Annotated in this window: 21 protein-coding genes; 2 read left to right on the plus strand and 19 right to left on the minus strand. The window is 62.4% G+C overall.

Features of this window, described 5'->3' with window-relative positions:
- From KL786_RS11550 to KL786_RS11630, 18 genes are all read right to left on the minus strand, one after another.
- Positions 1-1680: a phage tail protein gene (locus KL786_RS11550; RefSeq protein WP_169901088.1), complete on the minus strand. Its 1680-nt coding sequence runs from the start codon at positions 1678-1680 to the stop codon at positions 1-3.
- The gene (locus KL786_RS11555) at positions 1677-2291 is read right to left on the minus strand and encodes a phage tail protein I (RefSeq protein ID WP_169901089.1); all 615 of its coding nucleotides are present in this window, start codon (positions 2289-2291) and stop codon (positions 1677-1679) included. Before KL786_RS11555 ends, KL786_RS11550 begins: the two co-directional genes overlap by 4 nt.
- Positions 2291-3202 carry a baseplate J/gp47 family protein gene (locus tag KL786_RS11560; protein ID WP_169901090.1) on the minus strand — a complete coding sequence of 304 codons (912 nt, stop codon included), beginning with the start codon at positions 3200-3202 and terminating at the stop codon, positions 2291-2293. Before KL786_RS11560 ends, KL786_RS11555 begins: the two co-directional genes overlap by 1 nt.
- Positions 3199-3552 carry a GPW/gp25 family protein gene (locus KL786_RS11565; RefSeq protein ID WP_169901091.1) on the minus strand — a complete coding sequence of 118 codons (354 nt, stop codon included), beginning with the start codon at positions 3550-3552 and terminating at the stop codon, positions 3199-3201. Before KL786_RS11565 ends, KL786_RS11560 begins: the two co-directional genes overlap by 4 nt.
- Complete coding sequence (locus KL786_RS11570) at positions 3549-4124, minus strand: phage baseplate assembly protein V (protein ID WP_169901092.1); 576 nt, start codon at positions 4122-4124, stop codon at positions 3549-3551. The genes KL786_RS11565 and KL786_RS11570 overlap by 4 nt, the downstream gene beginning before the upstream one ends.
- A gap of 74 nt (positions 4125-4198) precedes the next feature.
- The gene (locus tag KL786_RS11575; protein ID WP_099169271.1) at positions 4199-4651 is read right to left on the minus strand and encodes a phage virion morphogenesis protein; all 453 of its coding nucleotides are present in this window, start codon (positions 4649-4651) and stop codon (positions 4199-4201) included.
- Positions 4648-5058 carry a phage tail protein gene (locus tag KL786_RS11580; protein ID WP_099169270.1) on the minus strand — a complete coding sequence of 137 codons (411 nt, stop codon included), beginning with the start codon at positions 5056-5058 and terminating at the stop codon, positions 4648-4650. The genes KL786_RS11575 and KL786_RS11580 overlap by 4 nt, the downstream gene beginning before the upstream one ends.
- Positions 5055-5276: an Rz1-like lysis system protein LysC gene (gene lysC, locus KL786_RS11585; RefSeq protein ID WP_236299399.1), complete on the minus strand. Its 222-nt coding sequence runs from the start codon at positions 5274-5276 to the stop codon at positions 5055-5057. Before lysC ends, KL786_RS11580 begins: the two co-directional genes overlap by 4 nt.
- Positions 5173-5604 (minus strand): Rz-like lysis system protein LysB, encoded by a 432-nt coding sequence (gene lysB / locus KL786_RS29560; protein WP_099169269.1) that lies wholly within the window; start codon positions 5602-5604, stop codon positions 5173-5175. Before lysB ends, lysC begins: the two co-directional genes overlap by 104 nt.
- Positions 5601-5846 (minus strand): hypothetical protein, encoded by a 246-nt coding sequence (locus KL786_RS11590; RefSeq protein ID WP_099169268.1) that lies wholly within the window; start codon positions 5844-5846, stop codon positions 5601-5603. The genes lysB and KL786_RS11590 overlap by 4 nt, the downstream gene beginning before the upstream one ends.
- Positions 5843-6685: an N-acetylmuramidase domain-containing protein gene (locus KL786_RS11595; RefSeq protein WP_099169267.1), complete on the minus strand. Its 843-nt coding sequence runs from the start codon at positions 6683-6685 to the stop codon at positions 5843-5845. The genes KL786_RS11590 and KL786_RS11595 overlap by 4 nt, the downstream gene beginning before the upstream one ends.
- Positions 6682-6996 (minus strand): phage holin, lambda family, encoded by a 315-nt coding sequence (locus KL786_RS11600; RefSeq protein ID WP_019817924.1) that lies wholly within the window; start codon positions 6994-6996, stop codon positions 6682-6684. Before KL786_RS11600 ends, KL786_RS11595 begins: the two co-directional genes overlap by 4 nt.
- A gap of 99 nt (positions 6997-7095) precedes the next feature.
- Complete coding sequence (locus KL786_RS11605; protein WP_010213927.1) at positions 7096-7305, minus strand: tail protein X; 210 nt, start codon at positions 7303-7305, stop codon at positions 7096-7098.
- Complete coding sequence (locus tag KL786_RS11610; protein WP_099169266.1) at positions 7305-7502, minus strand: DUF7415 domain-containing protein; 198 nt, start codon at positions 7500-7502, stop codon at positions 7305-7307. Before KL786_RS11610 ends, KL786_RS11605 begins: the two co-directional genes overlap by 1 nt.
- Complete coding sequence (locus KL786_RS11615) at positions 7502-7966, minus strand: head completion/stabilization protein (RefSeq protein ID WP_169901093.1); 465 nt, start codon at positions 7964-7966, stop codon at positions 7502-7504. The genes KL786_RS11610 and KL786_RS11615 overlap by 1 nt, the downstream gene beginning before the upstream one ends.
- Positions 7967-8069: 103 nt before the next feature.
- Positions 8070-8771: a phage terminase small subunit gene (gene gpM / locus KL786_RS11620; protein WP_169901094.1), complete on the minus strand. Its 702-nt coding sequence runs from the start codon at positions 8769-8771 to the stop codon at positions 8070-8072.
- 3 nt (positions 8772-8774) lie between these two features.
- Positions 8775-9845, minus strand: a complete 1071-nt coding sequence (locus KL786_RS11625; protein ID WP_169901095.1) for a phage major capsid protein, P2 family — start codon at positions 9843-9845, stop codon at positions 8775-8777.
- Positions 9846-9876: 31 nt separating this feature from the next.
- Positions 9877-10737 (minus strand): GPO family capsid scaffolding protein, encoded by an 861-nt coding sequence (locus tag KL786_RS11630; protein WP_169901096.1) that lies wholly within the window; start codon positions 10735-10737, stop codon positions 9877-9879.
- Positions 10738-10891: 154 nt separating this feature from the next.
- On the opposite strand from KL786_RS11630, the gene KL786_RS11635 reads away from it, so the two are divergent.
- Together KL786_RS11635 and KL786_RS11640 are read left to right on the plus strand one after the other, a co-directional pair.
- On the plus strand, positions 10892-12643 hold the full coding sequence (locus tag KL786_RS11635) for a terminase ATPase subunit family protein (protein ID WP_169901111.1): 1752 nt from the start codon (positions 10892-10894) through the stop codon (positions 12641-12643).
- Positions 12643-13701: a phage portal protein gene (locus KL786_RS11640; protein ID WP_169901097.1), complete on the plus strand. Its 1059-nt coding sequence runs from the start codon at positions 12643-12645 to the stop codon at positions 13699-13701. Before KL786_RS11635 ends, KL786_RS11640 begins: the two co-directional genes overlap by 1 nt.
- A gap of 480 nt (positions 13702-14181) precedes the next feature.
- Here the strand turns inward: KL786_RS11640 and KL786_RS11645 are convergent, their stop codons facing one another.
- A complete protein-coding gene (locus KL786_RS11645; RefSeq protein WP_169901098.1) occupies positions 14182-14565 on the minus strand; it encodes a DUF2513 domain-containing protein in 384 nt (127 codons plus the stop codon).
- Between the last annotated feature and the right edge of the window lie 142 nt (positions 14566-14707).

Below are 14707 nucleotides of genomic sequence, written 5' to 3' on the forward strand. Positions count from 1 at the left end.
TTAATAACCCTCCGCTTCTACGATCAGTGTCAGCCCGTACTGCGGATTTAACCCCCATTCATCTACGCGCAAATTGCACCCTGTGCGGGTCAGGTCGGCATACGCACATGAGACGGTTGCCGGCGAGCCATTGGTATGAAGAAACGAAAGTTTCACTGAGTCAGCTTGCTCTGCAAAGGCAACAGGCCATGTAACCGCACCCGCCCATGCCGTCGAGACATCACCGATATAGATGGAGACCCGCTGACGTAGCAGGCCGGTATCGGCGCATTTCCACCAGCCTGGAATACCCTTCTGGCAGGTGTTTTTCGGCAGGGTGGCTTGGGTGATGAAGTACACCGGCTGCTCATCGACAGCTCTCCTGAAGTAAGGGAGATTGATGTCTCCACCCCATAATCCAGCCACGCTAATCGCATCACGGGTGAGCTTTTGATTAAACCTCACATCCGACTGAGTTACGGAGTAGACGTCATAAATTCCATGCCCTACAGCGGTAGGCGGAAGCCCATCCAGGTCGGAAAAAGCGTGACGATGCACCCGGCGAGCAAGCTGCAAAATAGCGCCGGTCGAGGTCTGCATGAAATAAGGAAGGTCCGGGTTATCCGAAATCAACCCTGCGTGAGATATCCAATCGCTGACAACTCGCTGCGATAAACGGACATCTGCTTGCCCAATGGTGTAGGTATTGGACTTGTCTGCCTTCATGTCAGGATTGAAGTTCGACGTCAGCCATAACGCACCGAGGTCAGTAACATCAACGGCGGCTTTTAACCCCTCCGCAGCCCAGGAAAGAGTAATGCGGTTTTCCGAACCGGCTGCAACAAAACCGGCTCGTGTTTCGGTCTTTGTAAAAACATCGCTGAGTTTGTAGCCATCGCGTGTTGTTGGCTTGCCACTCAAGCTATCGAAGGTGTGACCATGAGATGACAGTGACAGGTTGATGATATGACCCACGGAGCCATCAGGGTTCTTGAACCTGAAATATGGCGCGCCTGGGTCTCCATTCACCACACCTGCCGCCAGTATGCTGTCTGCGGCAACCCGCTGATCGAGCAGGCTATCGGTCTGGTCTTTGGTGTAAGCGTTTTTAATGCCGAATCCGTCAAGCGTGGTTGGATTGCTGCCCGACACCACAATGCCCCGCGCATTGATCGTAACTCGGTGATAAGTACCGGGCGTTTTATCCGCCGGCAGCACGTCACCAATCGAACGATCCACATAATCCCGAGTTGCCAGGACTACTGACGGATCAATCTTCAGCACGATGTTGGCCAGGCTGGAAACGATCAGATTCATTCGAATAATCTGCGTTCGACCGGACCCTTGAGTCAGCAGCGGCTTGAAAGTTGGCGCGCAGTTGGCGACGGCCACCAGATCGCCGTCCGTGTCGTACAGGCCAATTTCCCGAATCCAAAAACCGCCGACGTTTTCCGGGATGACCTGCTCGGCAATGATGATGCCGGCGTTTTTCGGGTCTGGCTTGAGCTGGTTGAGCGGTGCACGGCGCCACTCGTTGATCAGCTTGGTTTGCAGGCGGTCGGGGAATGGGTCGGTGCCGTTGGCATCACCCACCCCCATCTGTGCGAACGTCCAGGGGATGCCGAGGGCGTCCGCGTTCGCCTGCTTGGCCTCGCCGATGGCCGTAAGAATGGCTTGAAACTGGCTGTTCTGGTCGATCATGGGAGGATGTCCATCGTATCAATGTGATGTTCGCGACCGCCTAGGAGCAGATAGCCGCTGACTTCGATGTCGCGTTGGGTCGGTGGGTAAACGCTGAGTTCATCGCCTTCGTTGACGCAGGCGCCGATATAGAAACTGCCGGTGGTTTCCAGGCTGATGGCCAGGCCGGTGAGGTGGCGGGTGAGGGGCTTGGCGTCATCGATCAGCCAAGTCAGCTCTTGGTACATTTCTTCGGTGATACCGGTCTCCAGCACACCAACCTTCAAGGCGAAGGTGCCGGGCACACCTTCCGGCACGGTCTGCCACCACTCCATCACCTCGATCAGGTAGCCAAGAGGCTCGACCACGCGGCGCAGCGCGCCGATGGTGCCCTTGCGGGTGTGGATGAAATAGGCGGCCTTGATGGAGTTGCGCTTCGCGCTCTCGGGCCAGGACTGGGACCAGCGGTCGACCGAGAAGGCCCAAGCCAAGTAGGGCAGCAGCTCGAGGGGGCAGGCGTCTGGATTCCAGAGATCGCGCAACGGCACAGGCACGCGCTCGATCTGCGCCAAGGCCTGGGCGGAGAGGCGCTCCAGCTCGGTGGCGTTGCCAGGCAGCAGGCACGCGACCATTACTCGGCCACCGTGACGCTGTAGGCGGTGCAGTAAGGCGCCTGGGCGAGGCTAGCGACGACGTCAGACCAGCCGGGCAGCTCGACGCGCTTGACGCCCTCGATGTGTAGCGCGGCATCCAGGGCGGAGCGGTTGACCTCCTGACCAAGGCGGCGGCGAGCGTTGACCAAGGCAGCAAGGCGGGCCTCGGCGGCGGCGCGGACCGGCTCAGACTCGGGGCCGGAGCTGTTTAGGTAGAGCACGGCCTCCACGGTGTAGGGCAGTACCTGTGCGCTCTGCACGGTGAGGCGGTCGGCTACTGGACGGCGGTCCTCGTCGCTGAGGTAGGCGGCGACTACGGTGAGCAGATCGGCCGCCGCGGTGCCGTGGCCCAAGGCGCTCTGTACGGTGACGATGACCTCGGCCGGGGCCGGGCTGATCGCCGAAGCATCGGCGACGCGACCGTCTGCGCTGCGGGCATGGAATATGTAGGCGTTGCGGGGGCCGGCGGTGCTAAGACCTTCCATGGCCATCTGGATGCGCTCGCGCAGGCTCTCATAGTCCTCCAGAACAGCCGCCACCGGGGGCACCGCGTACGGGTTCGCCGGCGTGATGACCAGGCGCACGACGTTGAAGCGGGCGCCGATCTGCTCCAGATCCGCGCCCTGGGCGAAGGGCAGCAGCACGGCAAGGGCCGCCTCGTTGACGCGCTGGCGGAGCAGCGTTTCGCGATAGGCGCTCTCCTGGAGCAGCTTGGTGAGCGGCTCGGATTCCAGAGCGAGGGTGGCGGCCACCTCGGCTTGCTGATCGGCCGGCCACAGGCTGACGGCGTATGCCTTGCGCTCGGCGAGGATCGCCTCGTAGTCGATCTGCTCGACTACGACGGGCGCTGGCAGTCGACTGAGGTCGATAGGGGTAAAGGTGGTGGTCATGTGGAGGCCCCCAGGCTCAGCGGTACGCGCAGGCTGAGCGCTTCGTTGGTGTCGGTGACGGTCCCCTCGACGTCCAGTACGGCGCCGCCCGGTTCGTCGGTAGGGGTGAGTTGCACGCGGCTGAGGCGGATACGTGGCTCCCAGCGCATGAGGGCCATGGTGATGGCGGCATAGGCTTGCAGGCGGGTGGCGCTGTTGAGCGGCCAGTCCATGAGGTCAGCCATCGGACTGCCGTACTCCCGGCGCATGATGCGGCTGCCGAGCGGCGTGGTGACGATGTCGGCGATGCATTGAGCCAGGTGCTGGCGGTCGCGGAGGGTGCGCCCGGTCTTGGTGCTCATGCCGATCATGGGGTTGGCCCTTCCGAAACGGCGGTGCCTTTGGTGATGCCCTTGGTGCGGTGTTTGCGCAGGCTGATGTCGGCGGCGATGACGTCCTCGCTGACGTTGACGGTGCCGGTGACGTGCTGGTTACCGGTCTGGGTGTAGTCACCGGTGTGGTTGATAGGGCCTTCGATGTTGATGCCGCCGGTGCTGACCAGGTCAGTCACGCCGCCTTCTGGCAGGGTGGCGCGGAGCACATGCGCAACAAAGTCGTACTCGACAACAGCGCCGTCTGGATAGGTACGGCGATGCAGGCCCTCGCGGTCGCCGTTCGCCGGGTTGGCATCACTGAAGAGGCCGACCAAGGCGACTCCTTGGGCGAGCACGCCGGATGGGCTCAGCAGGACGACTTGCTCGCCGACGGTGGGCGGGTCCCATTCCTTAGAGGTGCCTGCGCGCAGAGCCAACCAGGGCAGCCAGATGGTGGTGATTTCGCCGGATTTCACGCGGACACGGGGCTTGGCGACGTCGACCTCGGCGATGGTGCCGAGACGGACGAGGTTTTCGATGAGGCGGGCAAGTTCGGCGAGTTGGTTCATGCCGTTGATGCTGCAGTTCGCGCGCGCGGGGTGCACTTGGCGTGGGCTGTAGCGGGGCGCGCTACAGCGCGAGGTCAGGCGGTGAGGTGGGTCAAGAGGCGGTCGCGGATCATTTCGAGGTCGACATCGGTGAAGCCGAGCAGCTCACGGCGGTCGTACTGCACGTCGGCCTGGCCGCGCCCGGGGCGGTCGCGCAGGCCGTACTGGTGGACGCGGGCGATGCGCGAGACGCGACCGGCAAAGGCGATGGCGATGGTATTGGGGGTGCTCTGCAGGCGCAGGTACTTAGCCTGGCGCAAACGGGTGAACATCTGGCGCTTGATGCGGCCGACCTTGCCGCGCAGTTGACGGGGTTTGCGTGCGGCGTAGGGGGTGCCGTCCGGGTTGCGCTGGACGGCGATGCGCTTTTGCTGATTGCGGCGCAGCTCGCGGCCGATGTTGTTGCCAAGTTTGCGGCGCTCGCCTGGGGAGAGCTTGGCGAGCAGCGGGCTGACCCACTCTTCCAGGGCGTGGAGATTGTCTGTCACAGCTCGAAGTCCGGCTCTTCGGGGTGGCTTATGTCGAGGCTACCATCGTCCAGGCGTTTGACGATGACACGCTCGGTGAGTGGCAGCTTGAGGGACATATCGACCTTGCCGCCGTCCAGGATGTCGGCCTCGAAGGCGATGGCATCCTTTCCGCGCTCCAGGTTGGTGAGCAGCTCCGGCTGCTGGCGGCGCAGCCACTCCAGCACCGGAATGAACACGCTGTCCGGGTGGCCGGCGAATTCGGTAAGCAGGACCTGCAGAGTGTAGGTGTACTCGAAGGACAGGCCCTTAGCCGCCGTGCAGCGGACGCTGCCGGCGTCGATGAAGATGAGCATCCGGTCTGGGTTTTTCTTGAGGCCTGCGACGGCGGTGAGCAGGTGCTCGCGGAGGCTGTTGGGTTTTTTCATGGATTGGCTGCCTTCTGCTGGCACTCGTAGACTATGTCGACCTTGGCGGCGCAGGCTGCCCAGTCGGCCTCGGTAATGTCCTGGTCGTCGAGGAGCTCGCCGTTGGTGGCTGGATCAGTCGCGCTCAGGGTGCAGCGCGTTACGGCCGGACAGCCAGTCACGATATGCGTCTGCTCCGGTGATGGCGGGGCGCTGCCGCAGGCGGCGAGCAGCAGCAGGCAACTGAGCAGCAGCCCACTCGCGTAGTTCGGCGTTTTCACGTTTCAACTCCTTGATCTGTTGCTTGCGGACGTCCAGCTCGCGGCGCAGGTCCTGGCCAGTTTGTTGCAGCGAGGTCTGGGCCTGACGTTCGTCAGCGAGGGCGGTGCGAAGGGTGGCGATGGTTGTGGCGTCGCGTTCGACGCGAGCGTTAACGGTGGTCAGCTTCTCCTGGACCAGGGCGGTGCGCCCCTGCTCTGCCTCGCTGCGCTGGTAGGTGCCCCACAGCAGCAGGGCCAGGGCGCCGAGCAGGGCGCCGCCGTAGAGGGCCTGGCGCAGGGTGGTCATTTGCGGTACCAGCCGGCAGCATTCATGTCTGCCTCATCGAGGACCTGAAGGTCGCCACAGATAACGAGTGGCGGTACAGGCATTACGTGCTTGAGGGCATCGGCCAACTTTTGGCACTGGTCAATGGGCGTTCCGGCCGGCAGAAGAACAGCTCCGCACCCCCCGGTGGGCGACAGGCTTGTCATTCGCTGCACTAGTTCGCTGTATGGGAAACGCTCCGCTTGGCTCTTTACCTTGTTCATGCCGCCTCCTTGCTGCAGCCACAGTTGGCGTGCTGCTCGTAGGCGCGTTCGAGCTTTACGTCGTAGAGGTTACGGGCGTAAGCCGGGCCGTTGTAGGCCTTGGCGAAGGTTGCCCACTTCTTGCCCTTGAGGGCCTTGAGCAGGGCCGGGTCGGCCTCGATGAAGCGGACGAACGCCTCGAACTGCTGGTTCTCGTCCTGGCTCATCAGCCGGACGAACTCGTCGACGCTGGCGTAGCCCAGGCGCACGGCGTGGTAGCCCATGATCTGGAAGGCGCCCCAGCTGGCCGACTCGTTGGCACAGAGCGCGTCGATCATGCGGGCCTGGGCCAGGCGTTGGTGTTCCGCGGCGCCGCCGATGTAGCCGCCGGGCTTGGTGTTGACCAGGGCGGGATACTGGGCGGCGAGCTCGTCGGCGTGGCGGCGCAGAGCGGCCTGGTCGTCACCTTCGACGCGCGGCAGGGCCAGGCGTTGGTGCATAACGTGGCGCTCGAAGAGGATCTTCGGCTTGCCGGTGGCCAGGAAGCCGGAGCCGGCGCTCTCCACCTCGTTGACGGCGTAGATGGCGGCCAGCTCGACGCCCAAGCGCTTAGCCGCTGCCGCGAGGGTGGCATTGCGCAGCAGCTTGCTGCAGTCGGTGCCGGCCAGGGCGGCGAGGGTCTTCTCGCCGGCCTTGCCGTCGACCACCAGGCCGATCTTGGCTTGATACGCGCGGACGGCCTTTTCGGTTTCGTCGCCGTAGTCGCCATCGGTGGCCAGTTGGGCGCCGTGCGCGTTGAGTTGTTGCTGCAGGCGGCGGACGGCGAGGCCTTTGTCGCCGTGCTTGAGGGCTTCGGTCATAGCTGGTCTGCCTTGCGGGTAGCGATGCGTTTGAGGCTGGAGCGCACGAAGTCGGCGCCGAGCAGACCGACCACGCCGCCGAAGAAGGGCGCGAACTGTTCGGGGATGCCGAACAGGGCCAGACCGTTGCTCACTGCCAGGGTGATGAGGCCGCAGATGAAGCCTTCGCCCAGGGCACGGCGTAGGCTGCCGCCGGAATAGATGAAGCGGGCCGAGGCAAGCAGTGCCGAGAGCACTGCGGCATATATGAGTGGGTGGTGCTGCTCCATCCAGGCGAGCAGCATGGCCCAGGTTTCGGGGCGATCAGGCATCTGTGACATTCCTTGCGTCCTGTGGAAGAGAGTTGGCGAGCGGCACGAATGGCCGGCGGCTGAAGAGCTTGCCTTTGCCTTTGTAGACGGTGAGGTAGATCAGTCCCATAGGTTCACCACTTGGCGCTGTTCGGGTTGAGGGGCTGCGTCCGGCAGGATGACGGTGGTGCCGTGGGGGATGATCGGGCCGAGGTCGGCGAGGCCTGGGTTGGCGTCGAGAACGGCCTCGGTGACGCCCGCAGTGCGGCCGTAGTAGTGCCAGCAGAGGCTGTCGACGGTGTCGCCTTGGGCGGCGATGACGGTGGCCATCAGTCGCCCCCCTGTTGTTGGACTTGGTCGGGATAGACCCAGGGGCCGTCCTCGGAGACGAGCGCACCTGGAGAGCGGCCGGATTCGACTTCACGGCAAACGGCGTATCCCAGCGGGTGCATGATTTCTCGGTTGATTCGCTCCAGCAGACCGAGGCGGGAAATTTCGTTCCAGTCGATGACTTTGGGCTTGTTCATCAGAGCAGCTCCACGGTGGCGTGGCTGATGCCGAGGATGGTGCGCAGGGCCTTGCGGGCGTCGCGGCGCAGTTGGTCGGGGCTGCTCTCTTCCTCAGTGACCTTCTGCTCGCCGCTGTTGGTTGCGTCGAAGCTGTTGTAGCGCTCGATCAGCTCGGCCAGGGCGCCGCAGTAGATGACGCGGCAGTAGAGGTGCAGCAGCTGGCTTTTGCCCTTGATCTGCTCGGCCGGCACTTCGGCCAGGGTGGCATGGCCTTCGGCCTGGCGCGCGGCGCGGTAGGTGGCGAGCTCGCGGTTGGCCTCGATCATGGCATTGACGGTGGCCACTTCGAGACGGTCGTCGGTGACGCTGGAGTCAATACGCATGGCGGCGCGCAGTTGCTGGCCGTCGATCTCCGGCCAGAAGTCCGCGTTGCTGATCGGGTAGGCGGCGCCGGTGTCGCCGCCCGCAATGAATCCGCTCATGGTCGGGCCTTGAATTAGTGGGCGGTGGTCGGGGCTTCACAGCGCGGGAAGGAGTCACCCTGCTGATCCGCCCCGAGCCGCCCGGGTGCGGGGGACCGCTCGGTTAGCTGGCAGGGCCAGCGTGTTTCTTGAGGAGGCGCTCAGCGCGCTCCAGGTCTTTCTTGCCGCCGCAGCTGTTGTGCTGCTGGATGGCGCTTTTCAGTAGGTCAATGCCGGCCTGAATCTGGCCAGGTTGGCCTGGGTTTTTCTCGTCCAGGCCGACCAGAGTGGAACGGCCCAGGGCGAGGGTGAGCTTGGCGCGAGCTTCGTCCGGCATGTCCTGTTCCGCGGTGAGCACAGCGGTGCGGGTCAGGATGTCGTGCGCGAATACGCTGCCGGCCTTCTGGGCCGTCAGTGCGGCTTCTGCCACTTCCTCGGCCACCAGGCAGCCGGTGGTGCGGTTGAAGCGGTTCGGCGTCTGCAGGTTGTGGCGGATGACGTACTCAGCGATGTCCAGGCCGCCGGCGTAGTCGCCCGCGTCGAAGCGCCAGACCATGATGGTGACCAGCACGTCGTCCTGGGCACCCTGGCCGGCGGCGAGGACGCCGTCGACGTAGGGCACGTATTCCGGGAGCAGCTCGCCCTTGACCTTCGCCTTGTTCTGTTGCGACTGGACCTGCTTGAGGCGCAGTTGATCCTGCTGAAGCTTGGCGAGCATGAGCTCGTAGCTGGTGAGGCCATCCATAAGCGCGGCGGGCGCGGTGCGCGCCGCCTCCTGGGCGGCACGCTTGCGCAGTTGGGTGCTTTGAGCAAGGGTCAGGGCCATGGCTTATGCCTCAGTCGGGGCTGGGTAGGTCATGGCCTCGACGTTCTCCACCAGGGCAACCGCCTCGAAGTCCTCGATGACGTAGGCGTCATTGCTGGACTGGTAGTCAGCAATGCGGTCGAACTCCGGCTCGTCCTTCAGGTGGCGTCGGCGGGCGTCTTCCTGCCAATAGATGGAGAGGTTCTTGAGGAAGGTGACCAGCACGGTGCCCTCCGGGAAAAACGGGGCATCGACCACCGGCAGGCCACCGAGACGGGCGCGGCTGACGATTTCCCCTGCGGCGTTCTCTTCCTGGTTGGAGGCTGCGCCTTTTTCCACGGCCTTGAGCAGCTTCTCGTGCATCAGGTCGCGGCTGATCAGTACCACCAGGTCGGGACGGCTGCGGTGCCACGGAGCGAGCATCTGGATGGCGTCGAACACCAGGCCGTCGAGGGTCTGGTAGTCGCCGCTGATTTCGGTGTCGACGCCAGCCACCTTGATCACCTTGGTGCCGCCTACGGTGACTTTGCCGGCGACAGCACCCTCGTCCATAACGTGATCCGCGGCGCCTTCCCGGATCTTCTGCAGCCAGCCTTTGTTGACGTCCTGCAGCAGGGGGTTGTTAGCGCGGTCGGTAGCCAATGCCGCACTGGTACCGTTGAAGCCGATCATGATGCGGTCGAGGGACTGGCGCTCGATGATGGCGTTGGTCAGGCGTACCTGGAAGTCAGGGAACTTGGCCCAGGCGTCGAGTAGCGGGTAGGGGAACGCGGTGTCGAAGTTGGTTTGCTTGCAGGCGTACACGTCCTTGGTCAGTTTGGAGACGTCGGCCGGGTTGCGGCGGTTGCCCGCTGCGGTGTTGGTGCGGCTGGCGATGGGACCATTGACCCCGGCGAGCAGGGCTTCGCCTGTTTGCTCGTTGACGCCGAGCAGGTTGATGGCCTTGAGGAAGGCGCTGGACTCCTGCATGGCAGTTTCCAGCGTCTGCTGAACGCTGGGGGCGACGTTGAATTTCTCGGTTGCACTGGCAACGCCGTTGAGCAGAGCGATCTGCGCGGCCAGGGCGGTGAAAGCGAGGCGGGTTACGTTACGCATTAGATGTTCTCCGGGGGCGGGCTGGGTGGTGTCAGAACTTGGTCAGCACTTTGCCGTCGCCGCCCGTAGCTGGTGGGCGGTGCTGCTGGCTGTGGTCTTCGGTGTCACCCAGGCGCTTGAGCAGGTCAGCGAATTCGCCGGCCAGTTTTTCGTGGGCGGTTTGCAGAGTGTTGAGTTTGGTCTGCTCGGTGGTGAATGCTGTGCCCTGGTCCTTGGCGTGGTTGGCGAGCGCCTCAACGGCTTCCGTCAGCTCGGAGAATTGGGCGTCATCCTTGACAGACTTGTCCTTGCTCTTGCCGAGGGCATCCATGACCCGGTTAAACAGGCCCAAGGCCTTGTTTTCCGTTTCTGCGACTTCCTCGAATTTGATTTCAGCCTCCAGGGCCTCGGTGAACATCGAGGTCGCGGAGTAGTGGCGATCCTTGAATGGGCTGGCGTCTGGCTTCTGCGCAGAGAATGCGAGCACGTCGGTACCCAGGCTTGCTGGCGAATCGGTCACGGCCAGGCCGACGATGTAGGCCTCGCCGCTGTCGGCGAAGCTCTCGTCGATTTCGATGGAGGTATAAATCTTCTGCTTGGCCTTGTTCATGGCCACCAGCTCAGGGGTTGGTTCGATCTGGGCGAACAGGGCGAGCTTCTTCTGACCGGCGATCTCAACCTCTTCAGTCTTGACCGCCGTGATGTCGCCGTAGGCTTTGAAAGGGCTGTCCGGTAGCAGGCTGCGGAAGTGTTCCAGCCATACGCGGGCGCCATAGGTGTTCTGGCTGAAATTTTTGGCGGCTTGCTCCAGCCAAGTGCGCTCGATCTTGCGCTTATCGCTGGTGGCGCCTTCAACGGCGACACGGAACCAGTTAGAGCGGAATTTCTGGGCGGGGGCGTTGCTTGCGGCCATGTGGGCTGTCCTCGATGCGTTGGCGGCGGTTGCCGTTGCGTTGAGGGCATGGTCGACAGTGGAGGAACGCGCGGCAACGCTCTGAGCTTGTAGCGGGGCGCGCTACAGGGCGCGGAGTTAGGGGCTCGCGCGCGTGAGCGGCAGCATCTGCGTCATGAATGCAATCGCCCAGCCGACCACCGATCCGCGCCGCCACGCCAAGTTCCTGTATTGGACGGGCTGGCGCATCACCGATATCGCCGATTATCTCAGCGAGAAAGAGAAGACCCTGCACAGTTGGAAAACACGGGACGAGTGGGACCGGGCGGACAACGTTGAGCGGATCGGCGGGGCGCTGGAGGCGCGTCTGGTGCAGCTGATCCTCAAGGACGGCAAGACCGGCGGTGACTTCAAGGAAATCGACCTGTTACATCGGCAGTTGGAGCGGCAAGCCAGGATTCAGCGTTACCAGGACGGCGGGACCGAGACGGACCTCAACCCGAACATCGCCAAGCGAAACGAGGGGCCCAAGAAGGCACCCAAGCGCAACGAGCTGGACGAAGGGCAGATCGAGACACTGGTCGAGGCGTTCCGCGACAGCTGTTTCGACTATCAGCTTGACTGGCACCGCGCGGGGAACATGCGCACCCGCATGATCCTGAAGAGCCGGCAGATAGGCGCGACGTTCTACTTCGCCCGCGAGGCGCTGATCGACGCTATCACCACGGGCCGCAACCAGATTTTTCTGTCGGCCAGCAAGGCGCAGGCGCACCAGTTCAAGACCTACATGCAGTCCTTCCTCAACGAAGTGCTGGGGGTAAAGCTGAGTGGCGACCCCATTGTCCTGTGGAACAACGCCGAGCTGCACTTCCTGGGAACCAACTACCGCACGGCGCAGGGGCGCAGCGGAAACTTCTATTTCGACGAGTTTTTCTGGGTTCATGGCTTCGCCGAGATCAACAAAGTGGCCTCGGGTATGGCTCTGCACAAGAAGTGGCGTAAGACCTACTTCTCGACGCCCAGCAGCATGGCGCACCCGGCCTACAACTACTGGACGGGCGAGCGCTTCAACAAGGGCAAGCCAACGGCCCAGCATATCCAGCTGGATGTGAGTCACGAGGCGCTGCAGCAGGGCCGGTACTGCGAGGACCGCATCTGGCGCCAGATTGTCACCATCCTCGATGCGGAGGCACGTGGCTGCGACCTGTTTGACCTGGACGAACTGCGTGAGGAATACGACGCGGCGGCCTTCCAGAACTTGCTGATGTGCCAATTTGTCGATGACGGGCAGAGCATCTTCCCGCTGTCGATGCTGCAGCCGTGCATGGTGGAAAGCTGGGATTGGCCAGACTACAGCCCCTTTGCGATGCGGCCCTTCGGCGAGCGGCCCGTCTGGGTTGGGTACGATCCCGCCGAGAGCGGCGACTCTGCCGGCCTGGTGGTTGTGGGACCGCCGCTGGTGGCTGGTGGCAAGTTCCGTGTACTGGAGCGCCACCAGTTCCGGGGCATGGACTTCTCCGCGCAGGCCGAAACGATCCGGCAGGTTACCCGCCGCTACAACGTGGCCTATATCGGGATCGACACAACGGGCATCGGTAGCGCCGTTGCTCAGTTGGTGCGCCAGTTCTTCCCGGCGCTGAAGACGTTTTCCTACAACCCCGAAGTCAAGACCCGCCTGGTGATGAAGGCGTGGGACGTGATCAGCAAGGGTCGCCTTGAATTCGATGCCGGCTGGATCGACATCGCGCAGTCGCTCATGGCCATCCGCAAGACCATCACCCCAGGCGGACGCCAGTTCACCTATGTCGCGGGCCGCAACGACAGCACCGGCCACGCCGATCTGGCGTGGGCGCTCTTTCACGCATTGCACAACGAGCCGCTGGAGGGCCGGACAGCGGCCAACACCGGCATCATGGAGATCTACTGATGAGCAAGAATCGCAACCGCCGCAGCCAGGACCTGGCGGCAACTACCCAGGCGCGAGAAGGCGAGCTGCTGGTTAAGGATCAGGGTGGCCAGTCGATGGCCTTCACCTTCGGTGATCCGGTACCGGTGCTCGATGGTCGGGAGATCCTCGACTATCTGGAGTGCTGGGCCAATGGCCGGTGGTATGAGCCGCCAGTATCCCTGGACGGCCTGGCCCGCTCGACGAAGGCGAGCGTTTATCTGCAGTCTGGGCTCAACTTCAAGCGCAACGCACTGGCGCGCACCTTTATCCCTCATCGGTTGCTGAGCCGTGCGGCGTTCGAGCAGATAGTCATGGACTGGGGGTGGTGCGGCAATCTGTACCTGGAGAAGCGCGACAACATGCTGCGCCAGGCGCTTGGCCTGAAACCGTGCTTGGCGAAGTACATGCGACGCGGTACCGACCTGGTGACCTACTACCAGGTGCGCGGATGGAAGGACGAGCACGAGTTCAAGACTGGGAGCGTCTGCCACTTGCGTGAGGCGGATATCAACCAGGAGGTCTATGGCCTGCCGGAGTGGCTGGCGTCCCTGCAGAGCGCGCTGCTCAACGAGTCGGCCACGCTATTCCGCCGCAAGTATTACCAGAACGGCTCGCACGCGGGGTTCATCCTGTACATGACCGACGCGGCACAGAACGAGGATTTCGTCACTAACCTGCGCGACGCGATGAAGAGCAGCAAGGGCCCCGGCAACTTCCGCAACCTGTTCATGTACGCCCCGGGCGGCAAGAAGGATGGTATGCAACTGATCCCGATCAGCGAGGTGGCGGCCAAGGACGACTTCGCCTCGATCAAGAACATCAGCCGCGACGATCTGCTGGCGGCGCTACGTATTCCGCCCCAGCTCATGGGTATCGTGCCGCAGAACGCGGGCGGGTTCGGGTCGATCCGCGACGCCGCCCAGGTGTGGGCGCTCAACGAGTTGGAGCCGGTTCAGGCTCGACTGGCGCAGATCAACGATTGGCTGGGGGAAGAGGTAGTGAAGTTCCGGACCTATGAAGTCCCGGCTCAGCAGTGAGCCAAAAATAGCAACAGAAATGAAAAAGCCACCTCAAGGGTGGCTTTTTACTAAGCGACAAACGGTATTGACTTTCTTGAAATAAGCGCTACGCGATATTGACAAAACATTAAATGTGATGTCATACTTATATCAATGTGTGTAGAGCGAGCTACCCCACTCTGTTATTTCGTCTTGGTAAACAGATAATAGATATGGACAGTCACTATGTCAACTCAATTGACAAGATTTTTGGTGATCAAATGATCCGTCGGGGAGTTCGGTTTCCACCAGAGGTCCTGGGCTACGGCGCAGGTTCATCCACTGGAAGAGGAGTTCTCGACGATGTTGATAATCGAAACTGCGGTACTGATCCAAGCTTGCTATGTGCTGAAAGCCGCATACCTGGCGGTCCTGATCTACAAAGCGGCGACCAAGTAAAACCTCGGAGCCGGTCCGCGAGTATGTGGGGCCGGCTTCGTTGCATTTGCATTCTGGGGTTTAGATCTCGATGCCGGTGTGCTCGGAAATTTTCTTCTTGATGAAACCTTTGGCTAGGTCCTTCAGCAAATCTACGCTGAACCCACCGGCCGCATTCGCACCTTGGCGTGTCTTCTTCCAAATATCGTTATCACGGACTGCGTCAACAAAGTCGTGGCCTTCCCATGTCAGGCGTTTGAACATGAAGCCATTCATCGCACCCCTACCGCCTTGATCTACCAAGCCCGCCTCGGTGGCTAAATCCAGGTGGTAGGCCACTTGGTCCTGAGTAAACCCCTCAACCATCAGCTCTTCGTATTGGTAATAGCAGATCGAATGAGCGTCCTCATGAAGAACCTCAAGCTTCAATAGCAGCAGTCTGAGCAAGTCCATATCGCGGCGCATGCGTGTTTCTCCTCTCAGGTTGAGTCTTCAGCTTGCCGGGTGGTCAGATGCTCTGCAACTGTCATTCTGCACTCGGCGCGCGCGCTCGTCCCCCCGCCACGCCCGCGGGCTAAACGTGGCGCATTTTCTGCGCCCCTGCAGA

Source organism: Pseudomonas sp. TAE6080 (genome assembly GCF_018732265.1).
In the GTDB taxonomy this organism is placed as follows: domain Bacteria; phylum Pseudomonadota; class Gammaproteobacteria; order Pseudomonadales; family Pseudomonadaceae; genus Aquipseudomonas; species Aquipseudomonas brenneri.